The sequence below is a fragment of the Octadecabacter arcticus 238 genome (assembly GCF_000155735.2).
Classification (GTDB): domain Bacteria; phylum Pseudomonadota; class Alphaproteobacteria; order Rhodobacterales; family Rhodobacteraceae; genus Octadecabacter; species Octadecabacter arcticus.
On record NC_020908.1, the window covers coordinates 968,204 to 992,204 of the forward strand.

The 24,001-nt window shown below is 55.8% G+C and carries 19 protein-coding genes, 1 tRNA gene and 7 pseudogenes; 12 read left to right on the top strand and 15 right to left on the bottom strand.

The window, feature by feature from the left end:
• Nucleotides 1-14: 14 nt before the first annotated feature.
• Nucleotides 15-314, bottom strand: coding sequence for a transposase (locus tag OA238_RS05050; protein WP_044036326.1), 300 nt, complete (start codon nt 312-314; stop codon nt 15-17).
• A gap of 255 nt (nt 315-569) precedes the next feature.
• Here OA238_RS05050 and OA238_RS05055 point away from each other — a divergent pair.
• The 8 genes and pseudogenes from OA238_RS05055 to OA238_RS31460 form a co-directional block, all read left to right on the top strand.
• A tRNA-Ser gene (locus OA238_RS05055) sits at nt 570-657 on the top strand.
• 391 nt (nt 658-1,048) lie between these two features.
• Nucleotides 1,049-2,536: an IS21 family transposase gene (gene istA / locus OA238_RS05060; protein WP_044036328.1), complete on the top strand. Its 1,488-nt coding sequence runs from the start codon at nt 1,049-1,051 to the stop codon at nt 2,534-2,536.
• Nucleotides 2,533-3,297, top strand: coding sequence for an IS21-like element helper ATPase IstB (gene istB, locus OA238_RS05065; RefSeq protein WP_015494275.1), 765 nt, complete (start codon nt 2,533-2,535; stop codon nt 3,295-3,297). The genes istA and istB overlap by 4 nt, the downstream gene beginning before the upstream one ends.
• 517 nt (nt 3,298-3,814) lie before the next feature.
• A pseudogene (locus tag OA238_RS05075) lies at nt 3,815-5,061 on the top strand (IS256-like element ISOan6 family transposase).
• A gap of 648 nt (nt 5,062-5,709) precedes the next feature.
• Complete coding sequence (locus OA238_RS31450) at nt 5,710-6,000, top strand: hypothetical protein (protein WP_144055838.1); 291 nt, start codon at nt 5,710-5,712, stop codon at nt 5,998-6,000.
• A gap of 152 nt (nt 6,001-6,152) precedes the next feature.
• Nucleotides 6,153-7,025, top strand: a pseudogene (locus OA238_RS05085) (IS30 family transposase); the annotation flags it as partial.
• A 57-nt stretch (nt 7,026-7,082) separates the two neighbouring features.
• Nucleotides 7,083-8,105 (top strand): IS30 family transposase, encoded by a 1,023-nt coding sequence (locus tag OA238_RS05090; RefSeq protein WP_015494347.1) that lies wholly within the window; start codon nt 7,083-7,085, stop codon nt 8,103-8,105.
• Between the two features lie 9 nt (nt 8,106-8,114).
• A pseudogene (locus OA238_RS31460) lies at nt 8,115-8,264 on the top strand (IS30 family transposase); the annotation flags it as partial.
• A gap of 10 nt (nt 8,265-8,274) precedes the next feature.
• On the opposite strand, the gene OA238_RS05095 reads toward OA238_RS31460, so the two are convergent.
• Nucleotides 8,275-9,099 (bottom strand): flagellin N-terminal helical domain-containing protein, encoded by an 825-nt coding sequence (locus OA238_RS05095; protein ID WP_015494348.1) that lies wholly within the window; start codon nt 9,097-9,099, stop codon nt 8,275-8,277.
• Between the two features lie 147 nt (nt 9,100-9,246).
• Here OA238_RS05095 and OA238_RS05100 point away from each other — a divergent pair, with 147 nt between their 5' ends.
• Complete coding sequence (locus OA238_RS05100; RefSeq protein ID WP_015494349.1) at nt 9,247-10,314, top strand: IS630 family transposase; 1,068 nt, start codon at nt 9,247-9,249, stop codon at nt 10,312-10,314.
• Nucleotides 10,315-10,587: 273 nt separating this feature from the next.
• On the opposite strand, the pseudogene OA238_RS05105 reads toward OA238_RS05100, so the two are convergent.
• The 11 genes and pseudogenes from OA238_RS05105 to OA238_RS05155 all read right to left on the bottom strand — a co-directional run bounded on the left by OA238_RS05105 (nt 10,588) and on the right by OA238_RS05155 (nt 20,469).
• Nucleotides 10,588-11,564: pseudogene (locus OA238_RS05105) on the bottom strand (IS1595 family transposase).
• Nucleotides 11,565-11,708: 144 nt separating this feature from the next.
• Nucleotides 11,709-12,548 (bottom strand): annotated as a pseudogene (locus tag OA238_RS05110) (IS256 family transposase); the annotation flags it as partial.
• A gap of 28 nt (nt 12,549-12,576) precedes the next feature.
• Nucleotides 12,577-13,848, bottom strand: coding sequence for an IS256 family transposase (locus OA238_RS05115; protein WP_015494350.1), 1,272 nt, complete (start codon nt 13,846-13,848; stop codon nt 12,577-12,579).
• 98 nt (nt 13,849-13,946) lie between these two features.
• Nucleotides 13,947-14,429: pseudogene (locus tag OA238_RS05120) on the bottom strand (VirB8/TrbF family protein); the annotation flags it as partial.
• A 3-nt stretch (nt 14,430-14,432) separates the two neighbouring features.
• Entirely contained in the window at nt 14,433-15,170 is a 738-nt protein-coding gene (locus OA238_RS05125) for a type IV secretion system protein (protein WP_245581443.1), read from the bottom strand.
• Between the two features lie 44 nt (nt 15,171-15,214).
• Nucleotides 15,215-16,306, bottom strand: a complete 1,092-nt coding sequence (locus OA238_RS05130) for a lytic transglycosylase domain-containing protein (protein WP_187293188.1) — start codon at nt 16,304-16,306, stop codon at nt 15,215-15,217.
• 222 nt (nt 16,307-16,528) lie between these two features.
• Nucleotides 16,529-18,901: pseudogene (locus OA238_RS05135) on the bottom strand (VirB4 family type IV secretion/conjugal transfer ATPase).
• Nucleotides 18,891-19,169, bottom strand: a complete 279-nt coding sequence (locus OA238_RS05140) for a VirB3 family type IV secretion system protein (RefSeq protein ID WP_015494353.1) — start codon at nt 19,167-19,169, stop codon at nt 18,891-18,893. Before OA238_RS05140 ends, OA238_RS05135 begins: the two are co-directional and overlap by 11 nt.
• 7 nt (nt 19,170-19,176) lie before the next feature.
• The gene (locus tag OA238_RS05145; protein ID WP_015494354.1) at nt 19,177-19,467 is read right to left on the bottom strand and encodes a TrbC/VirB2 family protein; all 291 of its coding nucleotides are present in this window, start codon (nt 19,465-19,467) and stop codon (nt 19,177-19,179) included.
• Nucleotides 19,467-20,072 carry a lytic transglycosylase domain-containing protein gene (locus OA238_RS05150; protein ID WP_015494355.1) on the bottom strand — a complete coding sequence of 202 codons (606 nt, stop codon included), beginning with the start codon at nt 20,070-20,072 and terminating at the stop codon, nt 19,467-19,469. The genes OA238_RS05145 and OA238_RS05150 overlap by 1 nt, the downstream gene beginning before the upstream one ends.
• 73 nt (nt 20,073-20,145) lie before the next feature.
• A complete protein-coding gene (locus tag OA238_RS05155) occupies nt 20,146-20,469 on the bottom strand; it encodes a hypothetical protein (protein ID WP_015494356.1) in 324 nt (107 codons plus the stop codon).
• Nucleotides 20,470-20,642: 173 nt separating this feature from the next.
• Between OA238_RS05155 and OA238_RS05160 the strand changes: the two genes are divergently transcribed.
• Nucleotides 20,643-20,912: a hypothetical protein gene (locus tag OA238_RS05160; RefSeq protein WP_044037949.1), complete on the top strand. Its 270-nt coding sequence runs from the start codon at nt 20,643-20,645 to the stop codon at nt 20,910-20,912.
• Between the two features lie 13 nt (nt 20,913-20,925).
• On the opposite strand, the gene OA238_RS28665 is transcribed toward OA238_RS05160, so the two are convergent.
• Nucleotides 20,926-21,309 carry a helix-turn-helix domain-containing protein gene (locus OA238_RS28665; RefSeq protein ID WP_015494358.1) on the bottom strand — a complete coding sequence of 128 codons (384 nt, stop codon included), beginning with the start codon at nt 21,307-21,309 and terminating at the stop codon, nt 20,926-20,928.
• A gap of 155 nt (nt 21,310-21,464) precedes the next feature.
• Here OA238_RS28665 and OA238_RS05170 point away from each other — a divergent pair, with 155 nt between their 5' ends.
• The gene (locus OA238_RS05170; RefSeq protein ID WP_015494359.1) at nt 21,465-22,106 is read left to right on the top strand and encodes a hypothetical protein; all 642 of its coding nucleotides are present in this window, start codon (nt 21,465-21,467) and stop codon (nt 22,104-22,106) included.
• Between the two features lie 2 nt (nt 22,107-22,108).
• Here OA238_RS05170 and OA238_RS05175 read toward each other — a convergent pair whose 3' ends face one another.
• Nucleotides 22,109-22,399, bottom strand: a complete 291-nt coding sequence (locus OA238_RS05175; protein WP_144055839.1) for a hypothetical protein — start codon at nt 22,397-22,399, stop codon at nt 22,109-22,111.
• Between the two features lie 651 nt (nt 22,400-23,050).
• On the opposite strand from OA238_RS05175, the gene OA238_RS05180 reads away from it, so the two are divergent.
• A complete protein-coding gene (locus OA238_RS05180) occupies nt 23,051-23,962 on the top strand; it encodes a tyrosine-type recombinase/integrase (protein WP_144055840.1) in 912 nt (303 codons plus the stop codon).
• Nucleotides 23,963-24,001 lie beyond the last annotated feature (39 nt).

Below are 24,001 nucleotides of genomic sequence, written 5' to 3' on the forward strand. Positions count from 1 at the left end.
TTTGAAACTTGAGTCTAAGCATCCCCACCCAATTCGAGGTGACAGAATTTCCTGAACAACAGATCGCGAAACAGGGACAGAGCCAGCTCAGCATCACTCAAGCGATACCAGATGCCCAGCAATGACGCGCGGAGTAAAGTCAGCAATGGATAGCTCGGGCGGCCAGTCTTGCTGGCATAGATTTCGGCCATGATTTGTTCGAGCTTTACCCAGTCCAAAATCGCCTCGGCACCGTCCAACCCTTGCAGGCTCGCATGCTCAAGATCAGCGCTGGTAATGAAGAGTTCGGGTTGGGTGGAAAATGGCTTCTGCATGGCTTTAAAATAGCAAAATTAAACCTTCAGGGGAATCCCAGACTTATGCAGAGGCCTCAAGACAAGTGCTTTAAGGTCTTCGTTGCTTTGACCGCGCTTTTGCAGATAAGGGAAGTGACCAAATCTTGCCCACATTGTGTGCCTATGGGTGCCATTCCATGCCAATTCGCCGGTAAATCGGTCATTTTGGATATGAGCCAAGTTATCTGTTTTTGGCCTTGTAAACCTAATGTTTGCGCGGTTATACGCATCGGTGGAGACGTGGCCGAGTGGTCGAAGGCGCTCCCCTGCTAAGGGAGTAACGGGCAACCGTTCGAGGGTTCGAATCCCTTCGTCTCCGCCACAACCCTATAAGTCATATAAATAAGGGGTTTGGTGGAGGTCTACCACCTACATTGACCACCAACGTTGCACTGAATTATTTTTTGTAAAAATCTAGAGAAGCCGTGGGGAGCAATCCTTGGTGGCTAACATATTTTCTTATTTTGTAGATGACTCGGGATACCCCCCTGATCAAAATCGTTTGCCAGTAATTTTGGGGGACCCTAATTCACATGCGGATGATTGCTGGCAAGTCCTCGGTCACGACAGCCAAATTTACCCTGACAAACTTGATTGAGAACGGCAGTGCAAAAGTGAGCCACGGAAGTGGCAGGATTATCTTGCTGCAGGCAAAGTAAAACTTTGCCACTTTAGTCTTTTCTGTTTTCAGGGAGGGCGGGGGTATTTTCAGCGTGGAACTTTACAGAAAGGTCCGCCTCGCACGTCGAGGTGGCATGAGCGAACGAGCAGCAGCCGTTCATTTTGGGATATCGCGCGCGAGCGTGAAGAAGATGATGAGCTTTTCGGTTCCGCCCGGATATCAACGAACTGCGAAGATCAAGCGGCCCAAGCTTGATGGCTTTACCGGCTTCATTGATCAATGGCTGCAAGACGATCTCAGCCGGAACCGTAAGCAACGCCACACGGCCAAGCGCATTTTTGAACGTCTGCGGGACGAGCATCAATTTCGAGGCGGGCAAACCACGGTCAAGAACTATGTCCGGGAACATGGCCGCCACCATCGAGAGATGTTTGTCCCACTGGCACATGCGCCTGGCCACGCTCAGGCGGATTTTGGCGAAGCGATGGTCGTGATCGGCGGTGTGGAGCAGAAGGCACATTTCTTTGCACTGGATCTGCCCTACAGCGACGCATGCTTTGTGCGTGCTTATCCTGCAGCGGTCTCCGAGGCCTGGGTTGATGGCCATGTCCATGCCTTTGCCTTCTTCGGGCGGGTGCCGCAGTCGGTTCTCTACGACAACGACCGGTGCCTTGTTGCGAAGATCCTGCCAGACGGTTCACGCAAGCGGACCAAACTGTTCAGCGGGTTTCTGTCGCATTACTTCATCCAGGATCGTTATGGTCGCCCGGGCAAGGGCAACGATAAAGGCGCCGTTGAGGGTCTGGTCGGATATGCCCGGCGCAACTTCATGGTGCCCATCCCTCATTTTGCCACGTGGGAGGCATTCAATCTTTGGCTGGAAGAGCAATGCCGCAAGCGCCAGAACGATGTCTTGCGCGGGCATAGCGACAGCATCGGGCAACGCTTGGCCCGCGATCTTGAGGCCATGATGGATCTGCCAGCATCTCCGTTCGATGCCTGTGATCAGGCCAGCGGCCAAGTGAACTCGCAAGCATTGGTGCGCTATAAAACCAACGATTATTCCGTTCCGGTTGCCTATAGCCATCGTGACGTCTGGCTACGCGGCTATGTCGATCAGGTTGTGATTGGCTGTGGTGGCGACGTCATTTCCCGCCACCCAAGGTGCTGGGACCGCGAAGACATGGTCTTTGACCCGATCCACTACTTGCCCCTGCTGGAGCAGAAGGCGGGCGCATTGGATCAAGCCGCCCCTTTGGCGGGCTGGGACTTGCCGGACGAATTTGCGACCCTGCGCCGCTTGATGGAAGCCCGAATGATCAAGGCGGGGCGGCGTGAGTATGTACAGGTCTTGCGGCTGCTGGAGACCTTCGAGATGGGGGACCTGCACATCGCCATCAAAAACGCGCTGCGCATGGGCGCAATTGGCTTTGATGCCGTCAAACATCTTGTGCTTTGCCAAGTCGAGCAGCGGCCACCCAAGCTGGATCTGGATGTCTATCCCTATCTGCCCAAGGCCAATGTCGGCACAACATCTGCAGCCAGTTACATGTCCTTGATGCGGGGGCAATCAGCATGACTGAAGCTCCCCAAATCCTTCTGGACCACCGCCTCAAATCGCTGCGGCTGCCGACCGTTCTGCGGGAATACAGCAAACTGGCCAAGCAAGCCGCAGCCGAGGGACTGGACCATGTGCAATTCCTTGCACGTCTAATCGAACTGGAGATGATTGACCGGGAACGCAGGATGATCGAGCGCAGGATCAAAGCCGCAAAGTTCCCAGCCGTTAAAAGTCTGGACAGCTTCGATTTCAAGGCGATCCCCGCCCTGAACAAGATGCAGGTGCTGGAGTTGGCGCGTTGCGAATGGATCGAACGGCGTGAGAATGTCATCTCGCTTGGCCCCTCGGGCACCGGCAAGACCCATGTCGCCTTGGGCCTTGGCCTATCAGCATGCCAGAAAGGCATGTCCGTTGGATTTGTCACCGCCGCCGCACTCGTCCATGAGCTGATGGAGGCCAGAGACGAACGCAGACTGCTACGGCTTCAAAAGCAGATGGTGGGTTACAAGCTGCTGATCATCGACGAGTTGGGCTTTGTGCCACTGAGCAAAACCGGCGCTGAGCTGCTGTTTGAATTGATCTCCCAACGCTACGAGCGCGGATCCACGCTAATCACAAGCAACCTGCCATTCGACGAATGGACAGAAACATTTGGGTCAGAACGCCTGACAGGCGCACTCCTCGACCGCCTGACCCACCACGTCAACATCCTAGAGATGAATGGCGAAAGCTACCGCCTTGGTCAGAGTAAGGCGCGTCAGGCAACGCCCAAAACCTGAACCTCAATCAGCATAGATTGGCCCTGACGGGCCAAAGCATCCGGGCAAACGCCAGCTATATGACAAGCGCGGCTGCCCGGATGCTGGCGCTCGTCTATACGCTGATTGTCCCAACCCCAAAGTGGCAACATTTTGCGCTGACCTTTGGCTCACTTTTACTCTGCCGTTGACACCCCCTTCTCGGCAGATTGCTGCGCAATCGCCTGTCAGCAATGATCGAGCGATTATGGGCGGTCATGCATCAACATGTGACGCACAATCGATATCACACGACACAAAAACAGTTCGCGAATGCGATCCTGAAATTCTTTCGCGAAACCATCCAAAATGAGTGGAAAACCTTCCGAAGCCAAGTCTCAGACAATTTCCGCGTCATAACTCATGAAAAATTTCGGGTTTTGCCGTAGCTGCGGTGAGCTATGACTGAATCTGGTGTTTGAGTGGTTTGAAGGTTGGCGGCGTATCTGGTTGAATTGTTGTTGGAAGACAGCAGCCCAACCAAAGGAGATACACCACCATGGGAACTACTAACATTGTTGATTTTGCGCGTCGAGACGAGATGACGGACGCGTTGACGGAGTTGCTGAAAACGGGAGCACAACAACTGATCGCGACAGCAGTTGAGGCTGAGCTTGTCAGTTATTTGGCGCAATTTACCGGCTTACGCACCGATGCCGGTCACGCGGCAGTCGTGCGTAATGGACATCATCCGGCCCGCCCGTTTCAAACGGGCATTGGCCCTGTGAGCGTGCGCATTCCAAAGGTTCGGTCCAAGGACGGCACACCGGTGACATTCCGGTCTGCCCTGGTGCCGCCCTATGTGCGCCGCACGAAGACGCTGGAAGCGGCCTTGCCATGGCTTTACCTCAAAGGGATCTCCAGCGGCGAGATGGCTCCCGCCCTCAAGGTTCTTCTGGGCCCAGATGCCGTTGGCTTATCGGCTAATACGGTTTCGCGTTTAAAACGCGATTGGGCCAATGAATACGAGGCTTGGAAAGGCGCTGAGTTAGATGACGAGCCCACGTCTATATCTGGGCCGACGGCGTTCACAGCGGCCTTCGGGGCGAGGATGACAAGCTCTGTGCCCTTGTTATTATTGGGGTAACTGCCCGTGGCAAGAAGCGATTTCTGGCAATTGAGGATGGGGTGCGCGAGTCCACGCAGAGCTGGCGCGAGGTTCTGCTTAACCTCAAAAGCCGAGGCATGAATGCGCCCAAACTGGCCATCGGGGACGGTGCCATGGGGTTTTGGGCGGCCATGGACGAAGTCTATCCTGAGACCCGCCATCAACGCTGTTGGCAACACAAAACGATGAACGTGCTCAATTGTTTACCCAAGCTGTCTCAGCCAAAAGCCAAGGCCGCGCTGCACGACATCTGGCAGGCCGAGACCAAAGTCGATGCAGAAAAGGCGTTCGATCTGTTCATCAAAACCTACGAACCCAAATACCCCAAGGCCACACTATGCCTGCAAAAAGATCGTGAGGAACTCATGGCATTCTTCGACTTCCCGGCGCAGCATTGGCAAAGCATCCGCACTAGCAATCCAATTGAATCGGCCTTCGCGACGATCCGGCATCGTACCAAGCGTTCAAAGGGCTGCCTGTCACGCGATGGCATGCTGCACATGATGTTCAAACTGGGGCAATGTGCTGAGCAAAATTGGAGGAAGCTACGCGGCTTTGACTACCTCGCAAAAGTCATCACAGGCGTCACGTTCAAAGACGGAATCGAAACCACAAACCCCGACCAGATCACCGCATGACCAACAATACTCAAACACCAGATTTGACAATAACTCTGCAGTCAGTTGATAGAAGTAGATATCTTGAGACCTTTAACGATGTTCTAGCTATGACCAACCAGACAGAACAATACTCAGATAGAATACTCAAGTTTATGAACTTCAGGAGGGACAACTTCCATGAGACATACTGGATAGGTAAACTACCTGAAGAGCAGCAACAGTAGTCATCTACCTAGAGAGCAGTAACAGTAGCCCCCTTATCTGGAGAGCAGCAGTAGTCCTCCTATCTATCATTACTAGGAAGAGTTGAGTTTAGCCTGCCTATAGGTCATCAGGTGGTCGTTGTGTCGATTTGCTGCTACGGGGTGCCAAAATGCGCTAATGACTCTGTGTGAAGCTATATTGGCCTGTGAGTGGCTGCTGAGGTCCTGTGGTTGCTATTCTTCGTAATAACCCCAGTCAGTTACAGGGAAAATCTTGAGCATATCCTCCAGCAATGACATTAGAGTTCTCCTTGTACCATAATCCTTATGAACTTTGGATGCACTCTCTGTGGCCCGTGCTTCGTATCGACTGTGGCAAGAACTTAATTATCTAAATGAGAAACCCGATGGGCGCTGTGGAACCTGCCACGTAGCTTGGCTTAGTCCTTCTAAAGACGTTCCCATGAGCGTTTCATTAGTCAAAACACCCACTACGCCAGAGAATATTAAATCATTCAGTCACACTGTATCAGAGGGTTCGACAACCGCAGCAACAGCCTTCACATCATTAGCTTGGGTAATTGTTGCACTGACATTTATTTGTACACTCATTGCTACCTTTGTGATTGCCGCAGATGGAGACACCTTCCTAGCCATGATGATGTTTATAGGTGGATGCTTTAGTGCAGTACTCTTGGGATTGCTGACTGAGATTTCTGCTAACATTGCTAAACTGGTGAATAACTCTCGTTAAGAGGCTAGTGAGTTCTATTTCGTGAACTTTTATATTTGAGGGGATTAATAATGGCTGCGTGTTTGAACTGTGGCACCAATTCACGGCCTGGCACAGCTTAGGCTCAAGTTTCAAATGCAACACTCAGAGCCCTTTGGGCATAGGATGTTGTGATGGACATACGAAGCAAGCACCTCAGCAGCGAGGACCGTGGCGTGATATTAGCCGAGCATAATAGGGGCAGCAGTCAGCGGTTGATCGGCCAGCTTTTGCATCGCCCGGCGAGCACGATCTGCCGTGAGCTGGCGCGAGGTCGGCAGGAAGACGGCAGCTATTGCCCGCAAGCGGCGCGGCAGGCCTATGATGCCCGGCGTGCGCGCTGCCGCCGCAAGCGCAAGCTTGTGGAGGGGAGCGATCTTAATCGTTTCGTTCATGGCAAGCTCGTACATCTGCACTGGTCGCCTGAGCAGATTGCGCAGAGACTGCGTCTCATGAAGCCTGATGATCCATCCGCCCATGTGAGCCATGAGACCATCTATGCCGCGATTTACGCGCAGCCACGTGGTGGGCTGAAGGCGGCGATGATCGAGGCGTTGCGTCAAGCGAAGCCTAAGCGTGGGCTCAAGCGCAGGACAGCGGCGGGCAGTGCTATGGTCCCGGAATCATTGCGCATTATCAACCGCCCTGAAGAGATCGAAGCGCGACTGGTACCAGGCCATTGGGAGGGCGACCTCATCAAGGGCGCATTCAATCGCTCGTCAGTGGGGACCTTGGTCGAGCGCAAGACACGCTTTGTCATTCTTTGCAAAATGGACGGCAATGGGGCCGAGGCCGCGCTCGACAGCTTCACCCGCCAGATGAGACGACTACCCGCTGCTTTGCGCAAGAGCATGACCTACGACCGCGGCTCCGAAATGGCCTGCCACCCCGAACTCGCCAGACGGTTGAAGATCGATATCTGGTTCTGCGATCCGCATGCGCCTTGGCAGCGTGGCAGCAACGAGAACACCAACGGACTGCTGCGTCAGTACATGCCCAAAGGAACTGCTTAGGCTCAAGTTTCAAATGCAACACTCAGAGCCCTTTGGGCATAGGATGTTGTGATGGACATACGAAGCAAGCACCTCAGCAGCGAGGACCGTGGCGTGATATTAGCCGAGCATAATAGGGGCAGCAGTCAGCGGTTGATCGGCCAGCTTTTGCATCGCCCGGCGAGCACGATCTGCCGTGAGCTGGCGCGAGGTCGGCAGGAAGACGGCAGCTATTGCCCGCAAGCGGCGCGGCAGGCCTATGATGCCCGGCGTGCGCGCTGCCGCCGCGAGCGCAAGCTTGTGGAGGGGAGCGATCTTTATCGTTTTGTTCATGGCAAGCTCGTACATCTGCACTGGTCGCCTGAGCAGATTGCGCAGAGACTGCGTCTCATGAAGCCTGATGATCCATCCGCCCATGTGAGCCATGAGACCATCTATGCCGCGATTTACGCGCAGCCACGTGGTGGGCTGAAGGCGGCGATGATCGAGGCGTTGCGTCAAGCGAAGCCTAAGCGTGGGCTCAAGCGCAGGACAGCGGCGGGCAGTGCTATGGTCTCGGAATCATTGCGCATTATCAATCGCCCTGAAGAGATCGAAGCGCGACTGGTACCAGGCCATTGGGAGGGCGACCTCATCAAGGGCGCATTCAATCGCTCGTCAGTGGGGACCTTGGTCGAGCGCAAGACACGCTTTGTCATTCTTTGCAAAATGGACGGCAATGGGGCCGAGGCCGCGCTCGACAGCTTCACCCGCCAGATGAGACGACTACCCGCTGCTTTGCGCAAGAGCATGACCTACGACCGCGGCTCCGAAATGGCCTGCCACCCCGAACTCGCCAGACGGTTGAAGATCGATATCTGGTTCTGCGATCCGCATGCGCCTTGGCAGCGTGGCAGCAACGAGAACACCAACGGACTGCTGCGTCAGTACATGCCCAAAGGAACTGACCTGAACGGTGCAAGCCAAACATGGCTGAACGACGTTGCAAACCTGATGAACAACCGCCCGAGAAAAACTCTCGGTTGGAGAACACCCGCTGAAGCCATGGCCGACGAAATCGCGGCCTTCAAATCAACCGTTGCACTTGATGTTTGAATCCAAGCTGACCTGAACGGTGCAAGCCAAACATGGCTGAACGACGTTGCAAACCTGATGAACAACCGTCCGAGAAAAACTCTCGGTTGGAGAACACCCGCTGAAGCCATGGCCGACGAAATCGCGGCCTTCAAATCAACCGTTGCACTTGATGTTTGAATCCAAGCAGTTACCCTTGTATAAGGGTCACAACATTTTGCTTTGAAGCATTGGCTTGTGCAAGTATGGTTGTGGCCGCTTGTTGAAGAATTTGAAATCTAGCAAGAGAGGTGGCCTCAACTGCATAATCAGCGTCATCTATTCGAGATATAGACTGAGCTAAGTTACTAGCCGCATTTGTATTACTTTCTATTACATGGCTGATTTGGTTGATTGACGCGCCAAGTTCACCCCTAAGAGAGTTGAGGACTTGCATCGCTTCATCAAGAACAGAAATGTGTGTCCTAGCTGTCGCTGAAGTGACTTCTACTGAGTAATCAACGCCCAGTTCGACAAAGCTCGGTATATTTATTGAGATCGTGATTTTATCTGCATCAGTAGCTTCGCTCCCTATAAGAAAAGTCTTATTTGTAAATGTACCATCCAACAGGTTCTGACCCGCCCAGGCGGTGCTGCGGGCTATATGGTCCACTTCAACCAATAACTGCTGAGCTTGAGTATTTAGGTTAGTTCGGTCAGCCGCAGAGTTAGTGTCGTTTGCCGCCTGGACCCATATCTCTCTGATGCTTTGTACAATGTTCTCGACTTCATTCAGAGCACCCTCAGCTGTGTTCAACAAGGCTGAGGCATCCATGGCGTTTTTAATGCCTTGCCTAAGCCCGATCAAACTAGAATTTAACCTTGAGCTGATAGCCAATCCTGCGGAATCATCCCTTGCACCATTAATCCGTTTGCCCGTCGACATCCTCTCCATGGAATCTTCCATAGCAATATTTATTGAGCTGATCTCGGCTGATGCCATTAATGCGCTTATATTTGTGCTGATAGAAAGCAAAGTATGACCACCTGATTGTAGTTCTAAAGTTTTATAAGCGCCAAATTAAATACACTATACTCCTGCGCCTGAATTGACCTGACGATTTTGGGCCTGCGATTCACTTCGTCGCATGGCCAAAGGCGGTTCAGTCTGTATTTTGAGTTTATGAGCAAGCAATACAAAACAGTCTCCTTATCCGACGAGCAGCGCATAGCACTTGAAGCGCTTTGCCGCCGCCGCAAAGTTGACGCCCTTGTTTGGAAACGGGCGCGCGCGTTTCTTCTTTTGGACGCAGGAGAAGACGCCGGAACGGTTTGCCGGATTTTGGATATTGGCCCGACAGTTTTGACGGAGTGGCGATTAGCCTTTGCCGGTGCGGGACTATCGTTTTTCGGTCTGAAGGACTACAGCCAGCGTCAGGGTCATTTGTCCGTCGTGCAAGAGCAGGCGGTGAGAGCCCATTTCACCGCGCAGCCTGCCCGCAATGCCGATGAGGTCTGTGCCTATGTTCTAGCCGAGTGCGACCAAAACTACAGCACGTCGGGAGCCGCCAAGCTGATGCGCCGCCTGGGGTTCGCGTATAAGAAACCACAATTGCTGCCTGCACAGGCCGATGAAGCCAAGCAGGCTGCGTTTATTGCCAAATATGAGGCCCTGATGAACGGGTTGGCCGCAGATGAGATGGTTGTCTTTTCGGACGCTGTCCACCCCGAACACCAGAGCCGCCCCGCCCATGGTTGGTTCCCCAAGGGACAAAAGACGGCCCTGAAGGCGACATCAGGGCGCAAGCGGCTCAACATTCAGGGCGCGCTTGACCTTGAGACTTTCCAGTTCACCTTTGTGGAAGGCGAGAAGATCAATGCCCAGACAACCCGACAGATGCTGGAAAAGTTGGAACGCAACAACCAAACCAAGACGGCCATCCACGTCTTTGTCGACAATGCCCGCTATCATCATGCCAAGATACTACAGCCATGGCTGGACAGCCCAGAACGTCGGGTGAAGTTGCATTTCTTGCCAGCATATGCCCCGCACCTCAACCCGATCGAGCGTCTTTGGGGTGTTATGCACAAATGGGTCACCCACAATCGGCACTATGCAACGTTCAACCAATTCACAGAGGCCATTTTCGACTTCTTCCGCAAGACCCTGCCAGAAAAATGGCCAGAGTTTCGCGACACCGTCACCGACAACTTCCGCGTCATATCGCTCAAGGAATACAAAGTGATTTGAGGGGAAAACCTCAGGTCAATTCAGGCGCGGGAGTATAGACGCTATTAATAATACTTTCTGAGTCGAAATATCGATGGCCTATTGGATTTTCTGAGACGCTGACTTCAGACACTTATGATTTAATCGTTGGAGAAGACTTATCCCTTTTAGTTCGGTTGCCCCACATGTTGACGCGGCGCAGAATCTTGCCCTTGTGGCTTTAGAGGCGGATCGGATCAGTTTGTAACGTCTGGTGGGTTTATAGGGCGTGGCTTTTGCCGTGAACGAGGCCCTTCAGGCGCGCTGTTCAACAAAATCACGATATGTCGCTGGCCCGAGACCAACACCGATCCCCAGCAGCGTGTCGAAGGCGCTTCGCATGTGTCGCCGTCGGTTCCAGCGGAACACGAATTCGTCGAGATAGCGTTGTAGATGGCACTTTCTGAGGCCGTGGAAGACGCCTTTTGCCCACGTTTTTAGGTTGGAGAACACGCGGTGGACCCAGTGGAGTATGTCGTGTGCCTTCTTGCCGCTGACGACCTTTGCCTCATGCGTGTTTGCAGGAGGATTTTCGTAACCGAGCCAGCCATCCGTGATGATGTGAGCGCCAGGCTCTACAGCCTGACCAATGAACCCGTGCAGCGTCTTTGACGCGCCGTCGGGAATGTGTTTCATCCTGATACGGCGCGGATGTCCGTCACTTGATAACTCGACGGCACAGACGACAAACATCTTTCCAACCGGGCTGCGCCCACCCTTTGGCCGGTCCTCGGGATCATGCCGGGACCGGAACGGCATCTCTGTTTCATCGATTTCGACAAGGTCTTTCAGGGGGTTGCGGTCAGGGTTGACCATCGACCGCCGCAGCTTTTGCAAGAGGAGGTCGCCGAGAAGCGCCATCGGTCCGAGCGACGATGGCGACCCGTCTTGTAGCTGCCAAGGCCAAGTTGCGCCTGAAGTTGCAGCGCTGACATGCCGTTGGAATGGCTGGTGATGATGTGCGCGGCAAGAAACCAAATTCGCAACGGCAAATGGCTGCTGTGCATTACCGTGCCAGCCGTCACGGATGTCTGCCGTGCGCAACCGGCACATTCCCAAGTCGCGCGATTTCGCTTTAACGGCCAGCCCTTGCAGGTGCCACAGGAAGGACAGACGAAGCCCTCAGGCCAACGATGTTCCACCAGATAATGCGAACACGCTTCCTCATCAGAAAACCTGGCGTCGAACGCGGGGCGGGACATGGGTTTGTCGTTTTTCCATCTGGCTGGCATGGGAAGAACAATACCAGAACATTCTAGATTGGCAAGCCGCTTCGCACTACATCAGGTGCCGCCGGAGCAAAGGGGATAAGCCTTTCGTTGGAGTATAAACATGGCTGTGAGCTATTGTCAAATCTGGTGTTTGAGGTTTTTGGGTCATGCAGCGATCTGGTCAGGGTTTGTGGTTTCAATTCCATCTTTGAATGTGACGCCGGTAATGACTTTGGCGAGGTAGTCAAAGCCGCGTAGCTTTCTCCAGTTTTGTTCGGCGCATTGGCTCAGCTTGAACATCATGTGCAACATGCCATCGCGTGACAGACAGCCCTTTGAGCGTTTTGTGCGGTGCCGGATCGTTGCGAAAACCGATTCAATTGGATTGCTAGTTCGGATGCTCTGCCAGTGCTGAGCAGGAAAGTCGAAGAATGCCATAAGCTCCTCGCGGTCTTTTTGCAGGCACAGCGCCGCCTTTGGATATTTGGGCTCGTAAGTTTTGATGAACAGATCAAATGCCTTTTGGGCATCAGCTTTAGTCTCAGCTTGCCAAATATTATGGATCGCGGCTTTGGCTTTTGGCTGAGAGAGCTTGGGCAGGCAGTTGAGAACATTCATCGTTTTGTGTTGCCAGCAGCGCTGATGGCGGGTCTCAGGAAACACCTCATCCATGGCAGCCCAGAACCCCATCGCACCGTCCCCGATGGCCAGTTTAGGTGCCTTCATTCCTAGGCTTTGAAGTTTGAGCAAAACCTCGCGCCAGCTTTGAGTGCTCTCGCGCACGCCATCCTCAATCGCCAGAAACCGTTTCTTGCCACGGGCCGTAACCCCAATAATAACAAGGGCACAGAGCTTGTCATTCTCGCCCCGAAGGCCGCTGTGGACGCCGTCAGCCCAGACGTAGACTATTGGCTCGTCACCAAACGCAGCGTCTCTCCAATCATCGTACTCTTTTGCCCAATCGCGTTTGAGCCGCGAGACGGTATTCGCCGAAAGACCCAGAGCTATGCTTGAATTTGGGTGACGCGCATCATTAGGCGGCGTGGTTTTCGGTGTCACCGGTCACTTCGACACCGTCGTTGAATTTGATGCCATCGATGACTTTTGGCAACTGGTTTCTACCCTTGAGCCTCAACCATTTCTTTGATGCGGCCTGAATGAGGGTAAAAACCATCAGCTTTGCAGTTTTTTGCGACAGTGCGCCTTTGGTACGAACCGTTCTGTGTCGGACGGTGGCAAACACGCTTTCTATAGGGTTTGAAGTGCGTAGATGGCCCCAATGTTCCGCCGGAAAATCAAAGAATGCGAGCATCGCGTCTTGATCCTTGATTAGACATGCAACGCCCTTTGGATATTTGACCTCATATTTCTCAGAGAACACTGCCAGCGCCGCTTCTGCTTCTTTGCGCGTCCCTGCGTGCTGGATGTTATCCAGATCTGACTTCACAGCCGGTGCCATCTGCTTGGGAAAACAATTCAGAACATTCTTCACCTTATGCACCCAACACCGTTGGTGTTTTGTGCCTGGAAATGCCCTGTCCAGCGCGTTCCAAAACCCCATGGCCCCGTCACCAACCGCAATTTCCGGTGCGACGGACAACCCACGACTTTTTATGTCGCTCAGTAACTCATGCCAACTCTGTGCGCTCTCCCGCAGACCGACCTGAAAGCCGATCAATTCTTTCTTGCCCTCCGGTGTTGCACCGATGATCACCAGCATGCATTCGGCATTTTCTTCCATCCGGGCCTGAAGATAGACGCCATCGGCCCAGATGTAGACATAGTGACGAGCAGAGAGATCACGCCGGGTCCAGGTGTCATATTGTGCCTGCCATCCAGCCGTCAGTCGCGAAATGACGCTTGGCGAAAGGTTCGGCGCGTCGGTGCCCATAATGGCTGACAGCGCTTCTTGAAAATCACCCGTTGAAATGCCTTTCAGATAAAGCACCGGCAACAAGGCATCTAAGCTTACCGAGCGGCGCGCCCATTTCGGCAGTATGTTCGATGTAAAGCGGATTTTTTTGGACGGATCAGGTGTTGCCAGCCGGTCGCGCACCTTGGGCCGCTGGACATCCAGAGAACCAATGCCGGTCTGGATCTGCCGTTCAGGGCCAAATCCATGCCGCACAATCCGCTGGCGGCCATCCTCCAGCTGTTCATCTGCAAAGCTGGCGACAAATGCATCAGCTTCGGCTTTCAGCGCTTCCGCCAACATCCGGCGGGCACCCTCCCGTGCAAGCTCTGTCAACGGATCTACGATCGTTTCCGATTGGTGGAACGGCAGGATCTGTGTATCGTTCTTCATAGGCGTATTGCTCCTTGTGAGGTTCTGGCCGGCTTTGACACCTGCCACAATACGCCGCCTTTCAAATCACGCCATCACCCAAATTCCACCATAACTCAACGGACCTGGGCGCGGTTCGCGCTGATCAGGGTGATTGAGAGGATCTCGACTTCGAGCCGTGCGTCCTCGCCGTAAGTATCGGGCGGATAAGCCTCGCTGCCACTGGTCCAGAGCGCGCGCAGGCTGGCGGCAGCCGCCTCGTCTGAGTGCGACAAGACACGCGCCACGCGTAGATCATTGTCGAGCTGGTTATAGGTCTCGCGGTCGGTGACATAGCGGAAGACCTGTGCTTCGATGATGGCTGGCCGTTCGGCAAGGGAGACGGCTTCGACAGCGGCATTGGGCAGGGCCATTCCGGTCTCGCTATCAAAAGGCACGATCATTGGAGCGGGGTCGACATCGAGAATGGCCACGAGGGCTGCAGCAAGACAGCCGAGCGCGCCAAAGCCCAGGCCAGCGAGCCCAAGCTTTTGCCAGAAGAGCTCGCGACGCCGTGCGCCATAGACCAGTTCTTTCTCAATGACCTCCAAACCCTCGGCCATCCGTTACCGCAAATCCGGCAAGGTGAAATCCATATACCGGCGTTCTTCGGCGAGCGTTGCGGCATCTGCGACCCCGGCCTGGCCTGCGCCCACGGTTTGGATCGCTTCGAGTTCCCACATGCGGGTCATGGCGATGGCAAGCTCTGCGGTGACGCGGGTATTGTGATCCACCGCTTCCTTGAGGGTCTCCATGTTGGGTATGAGATCGACCAGCTGGTCGACGCGCTCAAGCGACTGTGCGGCCTCGGCGTAGCTGTTCTGGGCTGCGGCCGACATCACAGCACCCGTGCTGGCCTGGGAGGCGGTGCGCTCAGCACCTGCATTGCCACTGGTCGCCATTGTGGACAGCGTGTCCTGATCGAAGCCCGCGTCTTCCAGTGCCTGGGTCATGCGGCCTTCCATCTCGGGGCCCGCATTGCCAATGAGACCGGAGAAATCGCCGGTCTGGATCTGGGCAATCACGTCCAAGAGATCGCCGAATTCCTGATCGAGCAGCCCGTCGAGGTCGCCGCCCATGGCCATCTCGAGGATATCGGAAGTGCCGGTGAGTGCGGCATAGGTGTCGTTGAGCGTATCGAGCTGGTCTTGGATGAGGTTGATCTGGTCGAGAGCCGCGTCGAGTTGATCGGACTGGATCCCAAAATCTTCCAGCATTTGCTGCAACTGCCGGATTTCCTGGGCGATGTTGCGCGTATCTATTGTAGGCACGCCCTGCGAAAACGCAGGAGGTGCTGCCAGCATAGCGCAGGTGGCCACTGTGGTAAAAAACTGTCGTACGGGGTGCCTCATGGCAGTACCTCCAGATCAAAATGCAAAAACTGTTGCTCGCGTGCTTGGGCGGCGGCCATCGTGAGGGCTTGCGCGCTGAGGGGCTGCGTTCGCGCGGCCTTGAGGCGGATTCGAATGGCCATAAGTCGGGCAAGCTCTGCGCGGGCATAGGTATTGAGTGACAGGGCGGCATGGACATCCTCCGTCTCTGCGATGCGGGTGATGATGTCCTGAATGCGCAGAGCGGCAGCCCGCACTGAGATCAGGGAATAATCGCCATAGATGCCAGCCCCATGGGCACTGAGGCTCATGGAGGCATTGGCCATCAGGATCGGATCAATGGTGCCAAGCGCGTCGATCCCGCCCACGCGGGTGAGGTAAAGATTGTAGCGCTCGGGGATGACCTGAACGTAGTGCTGCGTCTCGGCAAAGGGCGGCACGCCGCCATAGCGCTGCACATTGCCGGGGCCCGCGTTGTAGGCGGCCAGCGCGTGGATGACGTTGCCTTCGAACATGTTCAGCATTTGTGCGAGGTAACGCGCGCCACCGGTCACCTGAATATAAGGGTCGTCGAAATAGGCTGGATTGATACCGAGATCACCAGCGGTGGCAGGCATGATTTGGGTCAGGCCAAAGGCACCGACGGGCGAGCGCGCCCCGACCTGGAACCTGCTTTCTTGCCAGATCAGCGCCTGGATCAGACAGCGCCATTGCACCAGAGACAGCCCCGCGCGGCCCACGCCGGACAGACCATGGGTCTCGCGCGCAGCGCGGATGATGAGCGCCTCGACGGTGCCTCCAGCATCGCCGAACATTTGCGGCGCAGCCGGATTGGGATCGGTGGGCCCGAAGAGCGTAGCGGCGGCGCTTTCGTCTGAGCGGCCAGCCTCAAGGCTTTGGAGCGTGCTGGCGGTCGAAGGGCCAATAGTCGACGCTTCCAGCAGATCTTCCAGCGCGGCATGCTGATCTGCCTCCAAGGCCGCCAGTTCTTCCTCACGGCTGAGCCGGTCGCGCTGCAGGGCAAGATCGCGGTCCCCTTGGCCCAGAATTTGCTCGCGTTGCAGAAACGCACCCAAATCGAATGTTGGCACGCCTTGGGCCCCGGCCATGACGGCCGGACCCAAGGCAAGGAGTACACCCAATATGGAAGCCCCGCGCTTAGCCATTTCTATTCCCCACATGACCAACCGCATGCAGCAGCTCGAAGCTGCAATCGCTGCGGGTCACTTCCACAAAACTGTTAAAGCAATCAGCTTCAGAGGGCTGATATTGCGCGCAAGCCGAGAGCATCAGAGCGAGACCAATCAGCAAACTACGGGGAAACAAGCAGCTCATATCATTCTCCAAAAATCCGGGCGGTCACGGTAATCGGCACCAACAAGCGCCTCACCCTTTTCCATGCCGCCCAGGATGGTGAGGTGAGGTCCGAGCACGCTGAGATCAGCATCGATCACGACCGAGCCTTGGTCATCGCGCACCAGCGCCAATCGGGAATTGCTGCCCGTGCCAAGGAGGACGTCGAGCTCCTTGGCGGTCAGGCCAAGCATGGCGTAATCGCTGGCTGAGGCGCGGATATTGGGCAGGAGCAGCTGTGTCGGCACGGCTTCTACAATGGTCTTGCCCGTGCGGGTCTTCTCGAGCTGGCTGGCATATTGCGTCATCATGACAACGACGGCGTTTTGCTTGCGCGCTGTGACAAGCCAATTGCTTAGCCGCTCCGCGAAGTATGGATTGTCCAGTGCCTTCCAGGCCTCATCGATGATGATCAACGTGGGTCTGCGATCCTCGATCACCCGCTCGATACGGCGGAAGAGATAGGACAGGACGGCCATGCGTTCCTTCTCGCTTTCACTGTCGAGAATACCAGTGAGGTCGAAGCCCACGACATCGCCCGCCAATGAGAACGTGTCCTCGGCACTTTGCCCGAAGATCCAGCCGTAGCGCCCATCAGCCGTCCATTCCTAGATACGCTCGAAAAGATCACCATCATCAGCGCCCGCCACGAACAGGGACGCCAGGTCCTGCCAGTTGCGCAGCGCGGGATCGGAGGCTGTGGCGTTCTGGCGCACCACGTCTTGAATGCGGTTGATCTGTACGGGGCTCAGCGGCTTGTCGCTGCGGTGCAGGAGCGTGGCCAGCCAATCGGCAAGCCAGGCTTGCCCGCGGCGGTCGATCTCGGTGCGCAGGGGATTGAGGCCCGTGGCTTCGCCCGCTTTGATGGCGCTGAAACGCCCCCCATTTGCGCGCACGGCCATTTCCATACCAGCCCGATAGTCAAAGACGAAGACCCGCGCGCCACAGCGCCGGGCTTGCGTCATCAAGAAGGCCGAGAGTACAGATTTGCCCGAGCCGGGACGACCGAGGATCAGCGTGTGGCCACCCGTCGGTTCCTTATCCGGGCTGCCGGTCTCGTGGTAGTTGAAGAGATATCCTGAGCGTTCCGGCGTGGGGAAGAGCGCGATGGGCTTGCCCCAGGGGACCTGATCGCCGGTTTTGCCCAAAGGGCTGCGGTGGAGCGCGGCCAGGTCCGCGAAATTGAGATTGGTGATGGCGGCCTTACGGCTGCGCATCTAGCCATTGCCCGGATGCTGCCCGAAATAATGCGTCCGCGCGGCAAACCCCTCGCTCACCAGCGTGACACCCTCACTGGCGGCGATATTGCGGATCTCGGCCGCGATGGCGTCGAGCTCGTCCTCGGTCTCGGCAAATACTGTGACGGTCATGTGATGTTCGCCAAAGCTCAGGCGCTTGGATTCCAGGTCATCGAGCGCTTCGACCAGTTCTTCAGTCAGCGAGATCGCACCGTCATCGCTGGCCTTCATCAGCCGCTGTTGGCGCTTGATCCGGCCCGCCATCATGTTGCTGTTGATGGGCGTGAAGGAATGAGTGACGACCATATCGATGGGTAGGCTCAGCTCGTCGAACATGGTGCAGCGCGTTTTGGCCGGGTAGGTTTTGATGGCAAAGCTTGTGCCAACGCGGCGGCTCGTTGTGCCGTCGTCGAGGACGAAGGTCCGGCCTTGAAACGTGATCCGCGTGTTGGCCACGTCTTCGGTGACGATGCCAAATCGCGATTTGGGAAACAGCGGGCGTTCCACGCCGATGTTCAACCCGCCGAGAAAGCCGAGCAGATCGCCGCTTGTGGCCCCCAGCAGGCGTGGCCGCATCTCGGCGAAGGAGGACATCAAAAACCCCACCACTTCCTCAAGCTTGCGCAGTTGCTTGGCGGTCCTGGTCTTTATCTGCTTGAGTGAGGCGTCCGCGCGGAATGGGAGGCGCGTACCGGATGGAGGGCGCTTCATAACCGTAAGTGTCAGGGTCTTGTCACGCAGGCCTGCCTTGTCGAGCCCCGCGCGCCAGCGTTTGTCGACCGCGTTGGCGAAACCGTCGTCCTCGACCACCGGCAAATCTACATCGATCGCTTTGGAAACTTTATGAACGTAGAATCCATACTCAGGTCCGATCTGTGAAATGATGGCCGCAAGCCGTGCGCGGGTCTTCTCGAGATGCGCGTCCTCGCTGGTCATGCTGTTGACGCCTTCCAGCCGGATGCACTGAAACAGCGCATTGCCGCGGGTGCGGATCGTTACGTCATTTACGAGACTGACATAGGGCAGCATTGCCGCCATGGGCCGCTCGCGGCTGGCCCAGGTCGGCAAGCCTGTGAGATCGTCGGTGAGGATGTTGGCGGGTTCAGGGTGCATAGCTGTCGCCCCCATGGATCTGTCGATTTGTTGTGGGCGGCGTCTCTTGCAGCGATGTGACCACGACCTCTAGAAAGGCCGGGTCCCAATCAGCGGCCTTCCAGAGCGCGGGGTAAGCAAGCCCTGCCAAGATAATGACGGGCCAGCTCTGCACCCAGAGAAACACCAGCACGAAGCCAAAGAGCCATACCATCGCATACATGATTGGCAGGCCGATCAGCTTGGGCGGGCGGATGAGGCCCAGAAATAATTGGGTTTCTTCCGCCATACCTGCCTCACGCGCCCCAGATCGCCGTCACGATAGTCGGCGCTGCGGCAATGCCCGCGATTGCGACCAGCACCCAAAGCGCCTGGCGAAAATCCAGAATGCCAAAGAGCCACGACAAGAACACGCCGATCAGTGCCAGCGTGCCGATCACGATGCCAAGCGGTCCGGTGATCGCATCAACAATGCCCTGCAGTAAGTTTTGCACTGGGGAGAGATCGATGCTTTGCGCGAGCGCGGGCTCGGCGACCATAAGACTGGCCAGCGCCAGCCCCACGAATAGGCGGATTTGGGATGGCATCAGGAGGCTCCAATCAAGCGGTCACGCACGGCCATGACGCGGCGAACGTGATTTTGTGTCTCGGTAAAGGGTGGAATGCCGCCATGTCGCGCGACCGCATCGGGTCCAGCATTATACGCGGCGAGAGCCAGTTCGGGCGTCCCGAACCGGGCCAGCATGGCGAGGAGATAGCGCGCAGATCCGTCGAGGTTCTGGGCAGTATCATGGGGGTCGACGCCAAGATCGCGGGCTGTCCCCGGCATGAGCTGGCCCAGACCGATGGCCCCCGCGGAACTGACTGCAGTGGGGCGATACGCGCTCTCGACCTCAATATTGGCCTGAAACAGCGTCAGCCAGTCCGAAACCGAAAGCCCGGCCTGGCGCAGGGCGGCATGGCCGCCGTAGCGCAGCGCGGTCTCTTGCAGGGCGGTGAGGATTGCGGGCTGCAGGATCGAGGCTGTGATTGATACAGGCGCGATCTGCGTATCATCACCATCACCATCACCATCTCCAGCGTCATCGCCAAATATTGCGGGGCCGCCGTCGTTTGTTGGTCGACCCGCGACATAGCTTTGTGCAAACCCTAATTGTGGGGATTGTGCTGCAAGTTGGCCATCTGAAGCCATAGCGAGCACAAAGCCCTCTGCATCTGCCGGGGAGGAGATCAGCAGGGCAGTACAAGTTAGAAGTGCGAGGGAATTACTTGTCCTCGGAAAGCTTGTGCGATGCGACTTTGCCTTCGACCATCGGGATCGAGACCAGATCAAAGCCAAGGCTGGCCACGAAGCTTGTGAGCCCATTGATCGTCTTGAACTCGCGCGCGACCATGTTGTTACGGGCCGTAACCAAAAGGCGGCGTTCGCCATCGGGGGCACCGCAATGCACAGTCCAGACGCCTGACCACTGCGCGGCGGTGCGCTCGGGCGTGACCCGGCACAGCACATCGCAGCTGTGGCCCTCACCAAGGAATTTACGCAGTCCGTCTTCGCTGACAACATTTGGGGCGTCTTGCATCCAGTTCATGTGATCCGGGCCTCCACAAATTAACGGAGTGCCCGGCTGTCCCTCATGGACACGCCAAGCACTACAGTATTATAATATTGCAATCAAGCGTGATATTGCAGAGCAACACGGCCTTCATGCATTCAAACAATAATACTGCAGCGGATCCAGAAATCCAAGTCATGACGACAGCAATGAGAACATGGAAATTGGCGGTCTGGATCATGGTATCGAGCACGCCGGGATTTGCGCAGGGCTGCGTGGCACCCACTGTGCCGTTTTTGCCTGCTGATCCGGCCAATATCCGCACCTATGCCGACATTCTGCGCGCAGACTTTGAGACCTACTTCGCAGATGTACAGGCTTACTTCCGCTGTCTTGAGCAAGAACGAAACCGCGCGTTCGTCGAAGCGCAGGAGGTAACCGAGGCCTATGCGCGGATGCTTGAATTGCTGGGGGAGTGAGTTGTGCGCAGCCTTACATGCCCTTTTTGGGGAAGAACCGCTCTTCGAACTCAGAGCGGACAGACAACTGATGCTCTCCGTTGTCCCAAACATAAACTTCACCCATCTTGACGCCGGTTTTTGGGCAAATCAGCTTCGCGACGGGCTCTGCCTCGAGCCGCTGTTCATGGGAAATTGGCACGTTTATACCTCGCTCGTTATGAAGCTCTTTGATGCTGACACCGAGCGCCTTTGCGATCTGTTCCAGTTTTTTGGCCGTCGGGGACGACTGCCCGTGTTCAATCAGGCTCACATAGCTTTGATCGATGCCCGCCTCAGCGGCAAGACGTTCCTGGCTCCATCTGCGGGATTGCCTGAGGTTCTGGATATTTAACCCTATGAGTTCGGTTGCATTCATACGCCGATTTCGACCGAAACAACCCCGACACTCTACGGAATATATTCAACAAAACGATCGCACCGCACTCCAACCTCTTGCTCGCAGGGCCCTCAGAAGGAAGGCTGAAGAACAATGAGGCAATATTATTGTATTGATTACGGGAGGGATTTCTTATGGTGAAGGGCTTGATCCACAAATTGCTCAGGGCGGCTGCGCTTTCGCTGGCGTCCTTGGTAACCACGCAACCCGCCCAGGCCTATCCGGTCGATTGTGCGATACTCCTTTGCCTCGCAGGTGGCTGGCCAGCCTCGGCCGAGTGCACGTATGCGCGCGCTGTGTTCATCCGGCGGATCACGCCATGGCCAATTGAGCCGCCCTTACAGATTTGGCGCTGTCCGATGGGGGTGGCCGACCGAGGTCCGTTGCAAAGTACGGCACCCAGAGTTTGGGACACCAGCAACCAAATTGGCCCACCTCTTGGCAAATTCATCTTGGCGCAAGTGATGGAAGGCAGCGCCGATATCGACATCAGCGGCCTGGAGTTCGAGTTCGTGCGCTCGATCCGCGTCTGGGATGTTCGACACTACAGCCATCGCGAACGTGGCCGCGACGACGATTGCTCAGAAAGCTACAATATGCGGCTCGGGACCTATGGCGCGCAGGGCGCATTTGGCTGGCAGCGCACAACACCGGCGGCTGCCCCGCAATGGGTTTTACCAACGCGGCGTTGCACGTCATCGAATTGGCGACGCGGTGTTGGTGTTGAATGGGAAGACTACGAAGGCAATCGCGGATACGAGTGGGTGGCCTACTAAGGCTATTCCCCGATGTCCTTCATGCGTTCCGCGATATCCCCTGCAATACGCTCGTATAGCGCAGCTTGCTTATCTCTGGGTGAACCGGGTTTAGGGTTTCGTCGCCGGATGCGTTTGGCAAGCCAGAACAGAAGGCGCGCGGCGGGGTCAGACGTCGCATCGGGTTCTCCGGCAGGATATTTTTCTTCTAGTGCGACAACGATTTCTTGAGACATGCTACGCCGATTGAGCGCGGCATGCGTTTCCAGCCGCTTTTTGAGGGCGGCGGGGAGCAAGAGTTTGAATTGGAGCAAAGCTTCATCTTTCATGAGTCCAGTATGGACAATACTTGTCCCTGATGACATGGACATTTTATGTCCATATTCTGAGGTGTAAATATGAAGACAACCCAGTTCAAGCTTAACCTGCCAGCTGACGTCAAAGCCTGGCTTGAAGAGGAAGCAGTGCAGAACCTGCGTTCACAGGGAGCGCAAGTGGTGACCTGCCTGCGGGCGGCCATGTCGCGACAGGATTCCTCATGTACGCGGGCAGAAAAATGAGACCAAGCCAAATTCAGCTGATTCCAACCCCTAAGCTGGCACTTTTGTTTGGATACAGTGAGCCAAGCGCGTCCTTCTACGACTTCTGCCGTAGGACGGGCATCGCTCCAGTGCCAGGGCGGCGGGGGTGGTATGATCCAAAACTTATTCGGGCGCGATTGGATGCTGTTCAGGGGATAAGCGAAGCTGAGCGCGAGGAGGCTTTGCAGCCGAGCCTAGTCGCACAGCGGAGAGCGCGCCGTGCCCAGAAGTAACTTACCCAAAGGTGTTCATCGCGTTAGGCGTAAAGTCGTATCCGGTGTTCGTTATCACTTCTATGCATGGCGGGGTGGTCCAAAATTCTGGGAAGGAAAAGAACCAAACCCCAAAGAGCCTGAATTTTTCCATGCTTTTTCGCAGTGTGGCATGCCGCTCAGTCCAGCTGAATACCTGACGACCCATTTGGTTGACGACTTTTTCTCCAGCGCATCATTACCCAAGGCCGAGCGTTCCAAAGCAGATATTCGCAAGTGGTTGGAATTCTTTCGCCAGGAGTTTGAAGCGGATCCCGTTGCGATGTTCGAAGAGCGCGCCTCAAGAGGCGAGGTCAACTCTTGGCGCAAGAAATGGCTCCACTCGCCCAAACAGCATGACATGGCGGGCACGCATGCGACCCGCCTTTTGAATTGGGCGGTCGAAGAGGGAAAACTTAAGGAGCACCACTGCCACAAGCTCAAGAAGCTCTATCAATCGAACCGTACTGAAATCATCTGGACGAATGGCGATATCGCCCAGTTTAACAAGCATGCGCCAAAGTGGGTTCAGAGGATCTTGGCCGCAGGATGTGAAACTGGCTTGCGAGCGGCTGATTTGGTCCAAGTCAAAATGGACCAATTCGAAGACACGCCGCACGGCAAACGCCTTCGCTTTCGCACCAGCAAACGCGGGCAGATCGCCTATATCCCAGCCACTTCAGCGCTTGAGCAGCTGATCTCGGAGACGCCGGAGGAGCAGGAAATACTGCTAGTTTCTGAGTTGGGGAGGCCTCTGACGGCTCGTTGGGCGTCAAACCAGATCACAAAGTGGCGGCGTGAAGCACAGATTCCCCCGTGGATCGATGGCCGTGAGAAGACTTTGTCCGATACCCGTGGGACAGCTGCGACAAGATTGCTGAATGCAGACTTATCTTTGCGCCAAATCGCGGTCCTAATGGGGTGGTCAGTGCGCTATGCAGCGCAGGTTATCGAGCATTATGCGCAGGTTAGCCCCGACGAAAGCGACGCTGTTTTGCGCAAGCTCAATCTTTCCAAATCACTATCTAAAGACACAAAAATGTAAACGCCCCTGTAAACGGTGGGCCCCAAGCATGGGAAGGAA